This window comes from Bacterioplanes sp. CLAM21, assembly GCF_059641015.1.
Genome location: NZ_CM184929.1, coordinates 1620634 through 1634769, shown reverse-complemented (window position 1 = coordinate 1634769; position 14136 = coordinate 1620634). Strand labels below are relative to the sequence as shown.

General features: G+C 49.3%; 10 protein-coding genes. 5 read left to right on the top strand and 5 right to left on the bottom strand.

The annotated features are described in order from the left end of the window. Position 1: 1 nt before the first annotated feature. Positions 2 to 1174, top strand: coding sequence for a tryptophan 7-halogenase (locus AC55FS_RS07620; protein ID WP_496935476.1), 1173 nt, complete (start codon positions 2 to 4; stop codon positions 1172 to 1174). Positions 1175 to 1534: 360 nt separating this feature from the next. On the opposite strand, the gene AC55FS_RS07615 is transcribed toward AC55FS_RS07620, so the two are convergent. Beyond that, positions 1535 to 5146, bottom strand: coding sequence for a hypothetical protein (locus tag AC55FS_RS07615; protein ID WP_496935475.1), 3612 nt, complete (start codon positions 5144 to 5146; stop codon positions 1535 to 1537). A 952-nt stretch (positions 5147 to 6098) separates the two neighbouring features. On the opposite strand from AC55FS_RS07615, the gene AC55FS_RS07610 reads away from it, so the two are divergent. Genes AC55FS_RS07610 through AC55FS_RS07600 form a run of 3 tightly spaced genes read left to right on the top strand, consistent with a single transcriptional unit; the run spans position 6099 to position 9217 of the window. Next, positions 6099 to 6863 carry an SDR family NAD(P)-dependent oxidoreductase gene (locus AC55FS_RS07610; RefSeq protein ID WP_496935474.1) on the top strand — a complete coding sequence of 255 codons (765 nt, stop codon included), beginning with the start codon at positions 6099 to 6101 and terminating at the stop codon, positions 6861 to 6863. 9 nt (positions 6864 to 6872) lie between these two features. Then, positions 6873 to 8039 (top strand): acyl-CoA dehydrogenase family protein, encoded by a 1167-nt coding sequence (locus tag AC55FS_RS07605; protein WP_496935473.1) that lies wholly within the window; start codon positions 6873 to 6875, stop codon positions 8037 to 8039. Continuing rightward, a complete protein-coding gene (locus AC55FS_RS07600) occupies positions 8036 to 9217 on the top strand; it encodes a thiolase family protein (RefSeq protein WP_496935472.1) in 1182 nt (393 codons plus the stop codon). The genes AC55FS_RS07605 and AC55FS_RS07600 overlap by 4 nt, the downstream gene beginning before the upstream one ends. An 88-nt stretch (positions 9218 to 9305) precedes the next feature. Here the strand turns inward: AC55FS_RS07600 and AC55FS_RS07595 are convergent, their stop codons facing one another. After that, positions 9306 to 10310, bottom strand: coding sequence for an AraC family transcriptional regulator (locus AC55FS_RS07595; RefSeq protein WP_496935471.1), 1005 nt, complete (start codon positions 10308 to 10310; stop codon positions 9306 to 9308). A gap of 309 nt (positions 10311 to 10619) precedes the next feature. Here AC55FS_RS07595 and AC55FS_RS07590 point away from each other — a divergent pair, with 309 nt between their 5' ends. Continuing rightward, positions 10620 to 10865, top strand: a complete 246-nt coding sequence (locus tag AC55FS_RS07590) for a hypothetical protein (protein ID WP_496935470.1) — start codon at positions 10620 to 10622, stop codon at positions 10863 to 10865. Between the two features lie 67 nt (positions 10866 to 10932). Here AC55FS_RS07590 and AC55FS_RS07585 read toward each other — a convergent pair whose 3' ends face one another. The 3 genes from AC55FS_RS07585 to AC55FS_RS07575 form a co-directional block, all read right to left on the bottom strand. Next, positions 10933 to 12006 carry an alkene reductase gene (locus tag AC55FS_RS07585; protein WP_496935469.1) on the bottom strand — a complete coding sequence of 358 codons (1074 nt, stop codon included), beginning with the start codon at positions 12004 to 12006 and terminating at the stop codon, positions 10933 to 10935. 171 nt (positions 12007 to 12177) lie between these two features. After that, positions 12178 to 13401 (bottom strand): NO-inducible flavohemoprotein, encoded by a 1224-nt coding sequence (gene hmpA / locus AC55FS_RS07580; protein WP_496935468.1) that lies wholly within the window; start codon positions 13399 to 13401, stop codon positions 12178 to 12180. Beyond that, on the bottom strand, positions 13401 to 13691 hold the full coding sequence (locus AC55FS_RS07575) for a hypothetical protein (RefSeq protein WP_496935467.1): 291 nt from the start codon (positions 13689 to 13691) through the stop codon (positions 13401 to 13403). The genes hmpA and AC55FS_RS07575 overlap by 1 nt, the downstream gene beginning before the upstream one ends. Between the last annotated feature and the right edge of the window lie 445 nt (positions 13692 to 14136).

The window sequence follows — 14136 nt, the reverse complement described above, 5'->3', positions numbered from 1 at the left end:
TATGGAGACGTTAAAACCTTATTACGACGTTGTCGTTCTGGGTGCAGGCCCAGCCGGTTTGGCTGCGGCCATTGCTATCACCACCAACACAGACGCGTCTGTGTTGGTGGTCGATAGGCAAAGTCCTGGCCAGCTACGCGTGGGGGAAAACTGTCCTCCTGAAACACTATTATTACTCAAGCAATTGGGGGTTTTGGAAGCGTTTTATCAAAGCGGCCACGAGCCCTGCCCAGGCTTTGCATCCATTTGGGGAAGAGCCACACCTGGCTACAATGATTTTATCGTCAATCCATTAGGGCCTTCCTGGCGCTTAAATCGCCCAGCTTTTGACGCCATGTTAGCCGCCCAGGCCGAACGCTGTGGTGCCCAACTGTGCTGGTCGACGAGTTTTATTGGCTGCCAGGAGGGCGATAATCAGCCGTTTAACCAGCAACCCACCCCTGAAAGTAATTACACTCTAATTTTAAAACAGCAGAAAACACACACAAACCAAGGTATTCAAGCTGGCTTTGTTATTGACGCTACTGGCAGTAAAGCGCGTTTTGCTAAAGCACTTAATATTCATAAGACCCTCAACGATCAATTGTATGCGACCGTTCGATTTGCTGAAGTTAGCCATAGCCAACACCAAAAACTGTCTAAGCAAGTGCAGCTAGAAGCGACGCCATTTGGCTGGTGCTACCAGGCCAGACTTCCGCACAATAAACTCGTCAGCATGGTTGTATCGGAGCACGCTTTACTCGCGGCCATTAAAACCGATCAATATCAGGGCTTTGAGCAAGCATTAAACTCCACCTTATTAATCGGCCCTTGCATCGCTCAGTTGCCATTACAGCAGCTTAGCTTTCATCACTACGCTTTAGAGCCTGGCCTTCTCAATACCCTAGAGGGAACGAATTGGATGGCCATTGGCGATGCCGCACTCAGCTTTGACCCCATCAGTGCTCAGGGTATTTACAAAGGTCTTAACCATGGGCTGTTAGCTGCAAAAAAAGTTCAAGATTGGTTAGCGAAGGCCTGTGCAGAAACAACGGACTACAGCGCCAAGGTTAAACAGCAATACCAGATTTATCGCCGTACTCGTGACCAAGTCTATGCTAAGGAACAGCGCTGGAGAGATTCAGATTTCTGGCAACAACGACATGCAGCAAAGGTTAACGCACTGGCGATATAAATCATCTAGGGCCTTGTGTACAGCTGCCCCTCACATTGATTTTTACCCAATGCAAATGGCAGGCTGACAGCCTTGAGACAGATATCGGCACTACTTACCTATCGCCGATAAAGTCCGCTACGTTTGGTCAGTAGCCATCGAAGTTATAATATGCAAGATTGATTAGTTTTCTACGTTGCTCACTCGTCATAGTCATTTGACTAAATAAATGCTTAGCCGGTTGGAAAGACGCGATGAGCAGGCCGTCACAGCAGCGTTGACAATGCAGCCAAAGACTGTGCATTGCCAAGCTGCTGCTTAATGTTGACGACCGGCTACATTCGCGCTCACTCAGCAGAAGGATTACACCGCGATCTAAACCTAACCTGCCGGGTTTAACTCGCTTAACATCTGCTCAGCCTTTTTCAGGAAAATGTCGTTCGCTCCTTCGACCTTACTGATTTCATTTTCCAAAGTATCTTGAGCTAAGCGATGAATATCCTCAGGTTTAGTCTTAATTGAGCCTGCTTTGTTCGACTGATCAGCCGGGTGCTTGAACACACGGAAAGGACCATGCCCCTTGCTGCTTGGTTCACTCACTTCGTAGCGACCGTCTTCACCTTTAGGTGTATTTTCAGGCGTCATTTCGGCCGTATCTATCCATTGGTTTTCCGCAGGAATACGCCTCCTATTGGCATCCTTATTAGATTGATTGTAAGAGTTACCATGATAGCTGGTTAGCTTGTCATAGTACTTTTCATTGGGATCAACATCAGCAAGACCATCCCTTTTAACCTTGCTATTAAAGTTTTCTGCATAGCGAGCACGAAGATCATTTGATGCGGCCATTGTCCCTATCACCTGATTTTCAGGAAGCCCGCTGGCCGTATTACCACCACGAGAGTAGCTCACCAGTCTATTATCAAACGCATTCAAGTAGTCTTTAAGGTGCCCACTGGGGCCAACTTTCAAGTCAACCGTCAAGCCCCTTCTGGTACCACCTAAATAGGACTTAGTCATATCCACCATGTTAAAAATATGATCTACGCTCGGTTTGCCATCATCTGGTATTTTATTCAACCATGTCCGAAGCGTTTCACGAGTGTAATCAAGCTTAGCTTGTGGACTAGTAGCATCTTCACTGGCGATGCGTTTATCTGATCCAAGAATATCATCCAGTTCAATAATGTTAGCATCTCCCTCTGAAATCCCCAGGCTTTCAAAGGTGTGATGTTCGCCTTTCTTAAATCGGTGGGTATAAATATTCACTTCGGCTCCAAGCGCTCTCCAAGAGTAAATATTAAATTTATCCGCGGCAGACAGAGACCGATCTCCCAAGAAAACATGGTTGATAGTCAACCGTCCCGTCGCAAATGCTCCGGCACCACCTTTTACCAACAAGCGTGTTTTACGTTCCAACTGGAAACTTCTGCCATCGTCTTTGCGTCTGAGTTGCAGCTCTGAGCCAGACTTCAGAGAGTAGATATTCGCCTCCTCTGTAGGTATGACCTGATGGTATTTCCCTCCCGGACCATCAGGGGCAACAAACAGCTCACCTGCGCTATTTTTTAGCAACCCCGAATGAGCACCCTCTGTGAGTAACTGAGGTAAATCGTCGCCAAAGGTGTTAGCCAAACGTCCTGATTGAGCAGGGAATCTATTGCCGATCACCACAGGATAATCACCCGTGGTTTTGACTGAGTCAGCGATATCGATAGCGGATGATGGAGGTGTCTGGTCATCTACCGGGTTGATGCCATCATCCTGACGCCCAGAGTCTTTTGAATGACTGGGCCCATCCACTGCTGGCTGAGAAGGAGTACCATCTACGTCAGGTGTAGATGCCCGAGGCGTATCACCTTTTAAGCTACTCAGTTTTCGCGCACTGTAAATCAAAGGCGTAGGCGCAGCCATAATGGAGGTGGTCACCAGCCCCATAATAGCCAGGCGTCGCTCTTCAGGGGTTCTGGCATTGATCAGCGCTTCAACACCGAGGCCAAATTCAACGGATTCGGCTCCCGCTCCTAGCGCTATCGATGACGCATCGACGGCTCGTACCTTAGCGGATTTAAGAAAAGCCCTCGTTGCCTTTGCGCTGGCTTCTGCTGCCTCATAGGATGTTTTTCCTGCTTTTAACGCAGCATTTTTTGCCGCGTTGCCCACCCCGGTCGCCAGGCGGCTAGCACCCAGTGACACGACGTCTGCTAAGCCAGAGGCCATACTGGTACCAAATGACGTCCAATTGCCAAGTTGAGCATGAATCGGCGCGGCAATAAGACTGCCCACAAATGGCACGAACTCAACCAGTGTAGCAACGTCCGTTAACGTTCTTTCCAAATTCGTCGATAGCGCTTTAAAGTCATCTTTATCCGAAGCAGCAATGATTTGCTCATAAAATTTCTGCCCTCTGGATTCGATCGCACCTTCAACAAACCAACCCAAGTCGAGCTGATTAAGACTGGGGATCGCATGAGGGTCTGCATCATAATTGGCTTGCTTCCAAGCCTGATACATGTTCTCAAAGTGATCTTCAGTGCCAATAATAATGCTGATCTTTTTCGCTTCTAGAAACTCATAGTGCTTACGAGCCTCACTGGCCAGTTGCGCTCTCTTCTTGACAAAATAACCAGGAAGATCTCTCATGAATTCTGGCAAACTATCATAGTTTAAAGAATGCCTATCACCTTGATGAGTACGATTATATGGCTGACCATAGTAGCTATCAAAGGCAAGATTAAGGCTCATCAAAAACTCAGATTTTCTCTCCTCATCGATGACTTCAAGGCCGGAATAAAGCTTATTAATGATCTGTGCTTTGGAGAATCCTTTGCGTTTGCTATTCGCTCGAAACCCACCTGAGGCTGCAAAAGTACCGCTACCCTCCCAACTTTCGTAATCAGGCACCAAAGCATCTAAGAACTGATAAAGCGCTCCTTCACTGGAAAAATGCTGAAAGGCACTCTTGCCTTCCCAGCTATCATTCCCCTCTGGCACAGACGCTAAAGCTGACAGAGATCGGTGAGATACACCCATAGCATCGGCCAGCTCCTGCAAAAATAAAACATCCGGTGTTATCGGATTATCTTTCAGCTTATTCTGTGCATTAGTAATCCTGGAAATCCTTTGCTGATAAATCCAGTAATTGATTCTTTCACCCGCCTGAGCAGCCAACTCTTCTTTTCCTGACTCACTTAGGTCACTAAAAAATAGGCTTTTTTCAGCCAATTTATAAGCTGCCTCAACAAAGGTGGGTGATTGGGTGACATCTCCACCAAATTCACTAGCTTCGTCGAGAATTTTATTCAGCACTTCAGTTTGCTGCTGCTGGCCCAGCTCACTCGCTGGCTGAACTGGATCGACACCGATAGCCTCTGCTACATCGCTGACCAAGGCACCTCGCGAATAAACCAGCGGGACCTTGGCTGTCAGTTTCAGATAATCGATATAGGCATTGCCCTCGCCCTCGGTAAACTCGACATATTCCCTGAACCTGTCATGAAACGCATCCACACTGTTGACAATATAATTATCCAGCGTGTCAGTTCCGTTTTCTATATCCGCCTCACTGGCTTCGAGGTCAATGCTTACCCCATAGGTATAATAGTTGTGCTCTCCATCCCTATCTTGCAGCTCTGCCGCAAAGTTAATACCACCAGAGTTACGCAGTTGATTAAGAATATCCTGCTTCTCTTCAAAGCTATATTCCTCAAACTCTTGCAGCAACTTCTGGCGCAGTACCCCTCTCATTTCACTGAGACGTGAGTAGCGGCCAAAATACGTCAGGTAGTCTTTCTCCGCCACAATATCATTGGTTGTCACTGGGTCCAGACGAAGATTACGCTGCTGCTCACTTCGCTGTTGCGCAAAAGAATAAACGCTTTGGCTATCTAAGCCTGCAGCCTGGGCTGGTAATGATGCCTGCCCTATAGCCAATAGCGCGTAAAATAACTTGGTTCGGTGACATCCTAAGATGCCCGATGACGTCTTGCTCATAACCACTAGCTCACTGTGTTAGTTTCTGTAACTAGTCGTGAATCATAGAGAGTTACGGCCCTGCGCTGTATTTAAAAAAAGCTATTGGGGGCATAGATAGGACCGGAAATAAGCCAGAATTAAAGACCAAAATGGACATTATCAATAACCAACCTGAAAGACTCGTTAAACCCCCATATCCATATACGTAGATCTGGCAGAAAACAGAAAATTAGTACGCAAGCTTATGCGATTTCCAACATCGGCTTATACGCCCTACTCCCAATCATCCGTATCGAAACTTGGTTATTTGTTCGCGGTATGCTTCTTCCCAAATCAATAAAATGATATTTTTATTAATAAACTAATTTCCATGCGACTTATATACCTGTGCCCGAACCAGGCAATGGAATATCGATGATTTCGAGGTATTGAGTCAGACCACAACCATTAGACGCTACATCGACCATATTGGTGACGTCGCAGAGCACAAGATGAGTTCATCTGCTAACGAAGAGCAAGAACAAGGTTGAATATAGACTTGCCAGTCGGCGTCAGACTCCAGTACATAGCCGGTAATGCGCTATCAGCACACAGAGATTACAGCCGTATTGCCGATAACAGAAGTTATCATCGAGACAGCTTCACTATCAGTGTAAAGTGCAGCCTCTAACCCTTCTCTGAGTCACTATCAGGTTGAAGACTACCGGCTGCAGGGCCAAATCGGCAGCTTTCCATGCCCCTACTCTCCCCACCCTCTTAACCAACTCCACAACTCACTGCTCACTGCTCATTGCTCATTGCTCATTGCTCATTGCTCACTGCTCACTGCTCATTGCTCATTGCTCATTGCTCATTGCCATCTCAACAACGCCTGCTGGTTTTTGCCAATTTTCCTGCCTCAAACTGTCATGGTTGTTGTGAGGCGGGAGATAGACACTGGTTGCTAACAAGCAACAATAAGAGAACACTTATGGAATTTAGTAATGTTCCTGCCGTCGTGACTGGTGGCGCCTCCGGCTTAGGCGAAGCGTCTGTGCGAGCACTGGCCGCCCAAGGCTGCAAAGTCGCTATCCTGGATTTAAATGAGGCCCGTGGCCGAATCGTCGCTGAAGAGGTGAACGGCCTTTATCTGCACTGTGATATTTCTTCTGCTGACAGTGTTGACGCTGCCTTTGCTGCGGCGCGCGAAGTCCATGGTGCCTGTGGCATTGCCGTCAATTGCGCCGGCATTGCCCCCGCCCAAAAGATCATCGATCGTGATGGCAAACCGATGCCGCTGGAAGCCTTTAGCCAGGTCATTAATGTCAACCTGATCGGCAGCTTCAACGTGCTGCGTGTCGCAGCTGCGGACATGGCAACACGGCAAGCCAATGCCGATGGTGAGCGCGGCATAATAATTATGACGGCTTCGATTGCTGCCTACGAGGGCCAAATTGGTCAGGCCGCCTACAGCGCATCCAAAGGTGGCGTGGTGGGTATGACACTGCAGGCGGCGCGAGAGTTGGCGCGCCAGGGCATTCGGGTAAACACCATAGCGCCGGGTATATTTATGACACCAATGATGGCCGGGATGCCGCAAGAAGTGCAAGACAACCTGGCTGCCACTCTGCCATTTCCCAAACGCCTTGGAGAACCGAAAGAATTTGCCCTAATGGTGCGGCAAATGGTGGAAAACCCGGTACTCAATGGCGAGGTAATTCGCTTGGACAGCGCACTGCGCATGGCGCCCAAATAAGGAGGCAATATGAGCAACTGGAACCAAGAGCCCCAGGAGCAGGTGTTATTTCGCGATAACGTCATCAAGTTATTGCAGACCGAAGTGGCACCTCACTATGAGCAATGGGAACAAGACGGCATAGTGCCGAGACAGCTATGGCGTTTGCTGGGCGAGGCTGGGCTTCTGTGTGTGGATGTGCCGGAGGAATACGGTGGTTTCGGCGTACCGTTCGACTACTCGGTAGTGGTCGGTGCGGAGATGGCACGTTTAGGCTTTGGTGCATTGGCCACCAATGTGATGGTGCATTCCGATATTGTCGCGCCCTACCTCACCCATTTGGCCAATGAAGAGCAAAAACAATATTGGTTACCGAAAATGGTGTCGGGCAACGCCGTTGGTGCCATCGCTATGACGGAGCCTGGTGCCGGTAGTGATTTACAAGCACTGCGCAGCAGTGCTCAGAAAAAAGGTGATGTCTATATTTTAAATGGCTCTAAAACCTTTATTACCAACGGCCAGCACGCCGACATGGTGATTGTTGCCGCCAAAACCGACCCGGACGCCGGCGCCAAAGGCGTGAGCTTATTTTTACTCGACACCTCGTTGCCAGGCTTTAGCCGTGGTCGCAATCTGGAAAAAATTGGCCAGCACAGCGGCGATACCTCAGAGCTGTTTTTTGATGATGTCGAAGTGCCAGCTTCAGCCCTGCTCGGTGAAGAAGGCATGGGCTTTGTTTATTTAATGCAGGAGCTGGCACGAGAGCGCTTGGTGATTGGTGCCTTGGGTTGCGCAGCTGCACGTGGCTGTATTGAGCAAACCGTTGATTATGCCAAAGAGCGCAAATTATTTGGTCAGCGATTGGCTGATTTACAGAATACTCGTTTTCGCCTAGCTGAAATGGAAACCGACGTTCGCATTCACCAAGCTTTTATTGACCAATGCATCAGCCAATACAACCAACAGCAACTCGATAGCGCCACCGCCTCTATGGCCAAATACAGCGCTACGGAAATGCAATTTCGCATCGCCGATGGCTGCTTACAACTGTTTGGTGGTTATGGTTACACCAGCGAATATCCCATTTCTCGCGCCTTTGTTGATGCCCGCGTACAGCGCATTTACGGCGGCGCATCCGAGGTTATGAAAGAAGTCATTGCCCGTTCAATATTTGGAAAAGCAGGAGGCAAGCCATGAATATTAATGATGTTGTTATCGTCGGAGCCGCACGCACCCCGATGGGTGGGCTGCTGGGCTCTCTTAGCAGTGTCAGCAGCCCGCAGCTGGGTAGCACCGCCATCAAAGCGGCTATTCAGCAATCTGGCCTTAAACCGGCCGATATTGATGAAGTCATTATGGGCTGCGTGCTGCCGGCAGGACTAGGCCAAGCGCCAGCGCGTCAGGCTTCACGCGCGGCCGGCATTAGCGACAGCAGCGGCTGCACTACGGTGAATAAAATGTGCGGCTCTGGTATGCAGGCGGTGATTTTAGCCCATGATCAAATTAAAGCCGGCACTAACGGAATTATGGTGGCAGGCGGTATGGAGAACATGAGTCAGGCGCCCTACTTACTGCCCAAGGCACGTGCCGGTTTGCGCATGGGCCATGCTGAAGTTAAAGATTCCATGTTTTTAGATGGCCTAGAAGATGCCTATGAAGGCGGCTTGATGGGCAGCTTTGCCCAGCGCAGTGCCGACGACTACAACATCAGCCGCGAAGCCATGGATGAATTTGCCCTGCGCTCATTGAGCCGTGCGCAAACGGCCATAGAACAAGGCTGGTTTAAAGATGAAATCGCCGCTGTCACTGTGCCTGGACGCAAAGGTAATATTGACGTCAGCGTTGACGAGCAACCTGGCAATGCCATGCCAGATAAAATTCCAACATTAAAGCCTGCCTTTAAAAAAGACGGCAGTATTACTGCAGCCAATGCTAGCTCCATCAGCGACGGCGCATCGGCATTGATACTGGCCAGTCATGGTGATGCGTTAAAGCATGGCTTAACACCCATGGCACGCATCGTTGCCCACGCCACCCATGCGCAATTACCGGCAGAATTTACTCTGGCGCCCATCGGCGCAATCAGCAAAGTATTGGCTCGGGCCGGCTGGAGCAAAGATGACGTCGATTTATTCGAAATCAACGAAGCCTTCGCTGTCGTCACCTTATTAGCTATGCAGGAACTGCAATTAGATAGTGATAGGGTCAACGTGCACGGCGGTGCCTGTGCGTTGGGTCACCCGATTGGCTCATCGGGCTCTCGCATTGTGGTTACCTTGATCAACGCACTCAAGCAGCGCGGATTAAGCAAGGGCGTAGCGGCATTATGTATCGGTGGTGGTGAAGCCACTGCAATCGCCATCGAGTTGCTGTAACACCACTCAACAGAAAACTCCTCAGGGGCAGCCAGCTGTTCCTGGGGAGTTACTGCAACAGTCAGAATGTTTGGGTCAACCTAAATGCTCAGCCTTCATGTTTGCGATAAGCCAGCGGGCTGACGCCCGTCCAGCCTTTAAATGCTCGAGAAAAAGCCCCCGGCTCGGCGAACCCTAGCGCGGTCGATATATCAGCAATACTAAGGTGTTGTCGAGTGAGCATAATCACAGCCTGATCTCGGCGCAGATTATCTTTAATTTTCTGATAGGCACTGCCCTCGGCTTTAAGTCTGCGACTGAGAGTATACGAAGTCATATGTAGCTGCTCGGCCACTTGCTCTAGTGTTGGCAAGCCTTGGCCATCACCGGCCTCCAGCAAGCGCCTTACCCGAGTACTGATGCTGTCGTCCTCAGCCGTCCAGATCATTAAATGGCGCGGTGAGCTGCGCATAAAGGCATCCAGCTCTTGCTCCGACCGCACCACCGGCAACGCCAGGTAGTTTTTACTAAAAAACAGACTATTTCGAGATTCTTCAAAAAAGCAGCGACAGGGGAAAACATAAGGGTATTCGTCAAAGTGGCCTGGTAACACGTGCTGAAAAGTCGCCTTGGTCAGCACGATTTTGTGATCAACCAGCCAACCACAAAAGCGATGCCATACCAATAACAGCCATTCAACTAAAAACCGATTGGGATCTAACTCCGGCCGGCAGTGATGCAAGCTCAGCTCAACATGCTCATCGTGCTCATAAAGGCGAATTTGAATATCGTCAGAAAAAAGATCGTAGCAGCGAATACTTTGCTTTAGCACTTCATGCAAATTGGCCCCATGCACGACTAAAGAACCCATTAAATGAAAATGCCCGACCCGACAAGGCCTTTGTGTACGCCCCATAAATTCGTCATCAAGCCGCCGCCATACCAAACGAAACAAGCGAACAAATTGGTCGGCCGGAATGCGGGCCAAAGGCTCATTGATCAGATTATAGTCTATGCCCCGCTCGGCCAATTGCTGGCGCCAGTCGCTGCAGTTCAGCTGCAGTCCATACAGAGCAGCCCGTGCGTAATGGGAAGAAAAGGTCAAATGCTTCATATCACCTCAGCAAACACGTCCTAGAGTCGCATAAGTTGTCACGTTATCTGCGCTATCCTGTCAATTCTTGCTACTCAGTAAAGGCTTAGGGGCTGTTACCACTATTTCGATCACGCTGTTATAAGCTGAAAACCCCGAAAGGCTGAGTCCGTTTTCCCTGAGTCGCGTTATTCGTTGCTTATTTAACCCGTTAAACCATTCTCCTCATGCCTCAAAAAGCTGACTTACAGCAGCAAAGAGCCGAAGAGTGTAACAGGCCCTAGGGCCGGTGCAGTATACCAGCCTTTATTTACCGCGTTTGGTCTAGGTGTGATCGACCGCCGGCTGCAGAAGGCTAACGCTAAGCTGATTGTCAGCAATGCGAGCATTGGCAAAAAGCAGGCAAACATTGAGAACCGGCCTGCGACCAGGCTCGCGTTAACGGAAGGCATTCAAGCCATAGAAGTCAATTCTGGCGAGTGCGATAAACTGCCGTATATAGGGAAACCTGCAGCGGCAAAAACCAGCTTTTTACTGTACCAGCAAGCAGCACAAGAGACGAATGCAAAGACCTAACAATGCCAGTCAGTATTCACTGACTGGCATGACGGCTTCAGCACAACTATTTGTACGACCTACCCTGCTAGGCCAGGGTTGGGTAATCGATATAACCCTTTTCACCTGGTACATAAAATGTGTTGGGATCGGCTTCATTTAACGGTGCATCACTACGAAAACGTTCAACCAGATCGGGGTTAGAAATAAAAGGAACACCAAAGGCCACCGCATCAAATTGATTATCAGCAATGCCCTGACTGGCTTCGTCACGGCTGTAGCCCATGTTAGTGACCAGATTGCCTTGGTACACATCACGCGCTGCAGTAATGACATCGGCTTGCTGCTCACCGGTAAAGTCAGCACGCATTAAATGCCAAAAAGCCAGGTTCAGCTGATTAAACTGCTGCGCCAAGTAGCGTGTCATGCCCACCGGATCACTGTCTTTCATGCTGTTAAAGCTGTTTAATGGCGAGGTTCTAACCCCAACACGCTGACTACCCCAAACGCTGCTGACGGCTTCTAGCACTTCGATCAATAAACGGGCCCGATTTTCAATGGAGCCGCCATAGGGGCCAGTGCGGTGATTGCTGCCATCACGTAAAAAGTTGTCCAATAAATAACCATTGGCACCGTGTACTTCTACACCATCAAACCCGGCTTCTTTGGCATTCTCGGCCGCTTGGCGAAAACCTTCAATAATGGCTGGAATCTCATCATCAGCCAGCGCTCTCGGTACCGTATACGGTTGTTTGCCGTTAGGTGTATGCACTTCACCATCGATAGCAATGGCACTGGCGGCAACAGCTGTTTTACCACCATTTAAGTCTGGATGACTGGCACGCCCACCATGCCACAACTGCAATACAATTTGACCACCTGCCTGATGCACAGCATCCGTTACTTTTCGCCAGCCAGCAATTTGCTCAGCACTGTAGATACCAGGCTCCTGCATAAAAGCAGAGGTATCTGGCATTACCATGGTAGCTTCGGCAATAATCAAGCCTGCGCTGGCACGCTGGGCATAATACTGCGCCATTAACTCTCCTGGCACATGGTCGGCTCCAGCCCGCACTCGCGTCAAAGGTGCCATCCAAATGCGATTTTTAAGCTCTAGTCCACCTACGGTAATAGGACTAAAGACATTCGTTGCTGTGTTCATAGTGATCTCTCTTGGCTAAGTAGGGATACTCTAGAACCCACATCCAAAACGAACAATAAACCAAACCAACAACGGATTGTGCACAAAACAGAACAATAACAACCCTTGAATTGCGTCAAAACCAACCCAGAGGCAGGCACCAAAGCCTGCTCTGCTGTTATGCCAACGGCACTAACCTGCAACCATTGGAGCAAGGTCCTGGTGCGGTCCAAACACCTCGTAATGAATGCGCTGCGCATCCACTCCTAACGTCAGCAACTGCTGACAGATAGACGCCATAAAGGCCGTTGGACCACACAAGTAAACCTCTGCCTGAGTCAGTGGCAACTCGTCCGCAGCCAGGTCAGACAACGTCATTAACCCTTGATAAATACGCCCAACTGAAGTGGCTTCAGGGCTATCTGCACCGTGTCGATACCAGGTATACAGGCAGAGATCTAATTCGCTGGCCAGCCTTTGATGGGAGCGCCAAAAGCTGTGCTGAGCGGGATGTTCACAAGCGTGCAAAAACAACACACGACGCTCAAGCTGCTGCTCCACAAGGCTTTCCAACATCGACTGCATAGGCGTTATGCCAACGCCAGCTGATATCAAGATTAACGGCGCCTGCGATGGCTTAAGATAAAAATCACCCGCTGGCGCATACAACTGAACCGACTCGCCCAGCTGCAGTTCATCATGCAAATAATTTGATACCTGCCCTGGAATGTCACCGCCTTCGCGTTTAACCGATATGCGATAAGCATTATTCATCGGCTTAGAGGACAGAGAATATTGGCGAATTTCACGGTACTGGCTGCCAGAGGGTTGCACCTCGATGCCAAGGTACTGGCCCGGCTTATAGCCTGCGACCCTGCCGCCATCGGTTGGCTTAAACACGAAACTAGTAACCAGCTCGGATTCACTGCGTTTTTCTACCAGAATAAATTCCCGCGGCCCCGACCAGCCGCCAGTGAGCTGTTCATTGTGCCGATAAATATCATTTTCACGGCGCACAAATAGAGCCGCTAACTGTTGATACGCCAGCACCCAGGCTTCTTCCACCTCGGCACTGAACTGCTCTGGTAACAATTCGCGTAAGGTTTCAATTAAATGATGTCCAACAATGGGGTAATGTTCAGCACGAATATTCAAGCTGCTGTGTTTGTGCGCAATGCGCTCAACCATTGGCATAAGCACCTCTGGTGTATCGAGGTGTTTCGCATAAGCAGCAATGGCAGAAAACAATGCAAAAGATTGGCGCCCTGTTTTTTGATGACTCATGTTAAACACATGCTGCAATTGTGGATGATGGCGAAACAAACGCTGATAAAAATGCTCTGTCAAGCGGGTGCCTGACTCTTGCAGCAGTGGCACTGTGCTTTTAACAATATCAATATGGGCTTGGGATAGCATTAGCAGTCATCCTGATGATGGGTTGAGAAACCAGCAAAACGGTTCAAAGCGACGACCCGCATGATGTAGCCAAACTTCACTAGGGTGGCAAACACCAGCGTGCTGATATGCGCCAAGATTTGCAGCGGCAGCGATAGCCAATGGGCCAGAGGGTAGCTCGCCAACACGGAAACAATGGCCAGTGCCACTCCCACAATCATGCTCCAGTTACCGGCCACTAACAGGCAATGGAAACGGCGTGCATATTGAATGCTGGGGCGTTGCCCGCCCAGATGAAGATGTGAATACATAAGTCGTCACTCGCTCGTGTCACTGATGATGTTCAACCGGGTTATAGCGAACAGTGTGCCAACACCAAAAAACTCGAGCTTATCCATGATTATCAATGACTTACGATCAGAAATCGGTAGCAATAGAGTCATTATGACTACAGAGAATACATGTCATATTGACACATAACTATCATAACGACTTAACCAAACCTAAATAGCGTTATCAGCAGTCATCTCCTCAAGGCAGCAATCGAGACAAGGCAAAATCGCTGAGTTTGATCGGCGAGATAATCCCCCAAGGAAACCCAGCTGCGACTGGGTAATGACCCAAAGATGACAGCAAACAGCGGCAGAAAGGATGCACAGAAAAGAAAGGGGTTGCAGGAAATAAACTGAGGAAAGGTTTGTTGCTAGCGGTGGCGTTTAACCGTTGAAAAATATCGCCCAGAGGAGCACCACCAGG

Bases quoted from the DNA above. Each gene is read 5' to 3' on its own strand.
- AC55FS_RS07575 (WP_496935467.1), bottom strand. From the start codon at position 13,691: ATGTATTCACATCTTCATCTGGGCGGGCAACGCCCCAGCATTCAATAT.
- AC55FS_RS07615 (WP_496935475.1), bottom strand. From the start codon at position 5,146: ATGAGCAAGACGTCATCGGGCATCTTAGGATGTCACCGAACCAAGTTA.
- hmpA (WP_496935468.1), bottom strand. From the start codon at position 13,401: ATGCTATCCCAAGCCCATATTGATATTGTTAAAAGCACAGTGCCACTG.
- AC55FS_RS07600 (WP_496935472.1), top strand. From the start codon at position 8,036: ATGAATATTAATGATGTTGTTATCGTCGGAGCCGCACGCACCCCGATG.
- AC55FS_RS07595 (WP_496935471.1), bottom strand. From the start codon at position 10,310: ATGAAGCATTTGACCTTTTCTTCCCATTACGCACGGGCTGCTCTGTAT.
- AC55FS_RS07620 (WP_496935476.1), top strand. From the start codon at position 2: ATGGAGACGTTAAAACCTTATTACGACGTTGTCGTTCTGGGTGCAGGC.
- AC55FS_RS07610 (WP_496935474.1), top strand. From the start codon at position 6,099: ATGGAATTTAGTAATGTTCCTGCCGTCGTGACTGGTGGCGCCTCCGGC.
- AC55FS_RS07585 (WP_496935469.1), bottom strand. From the start codon at position 12,006: ATGAACACAGCAACGAATGTCTTTAGTCCTATTACCGTAGGTGGACTA.
- AC55FS_RS07605 (WP_496935473.1), top strand. From the start codon at position 6,873: ATGAGCAACTGGAACCAAGAGCCCCAGGAGCAGGTGTTATTTCGCGAT.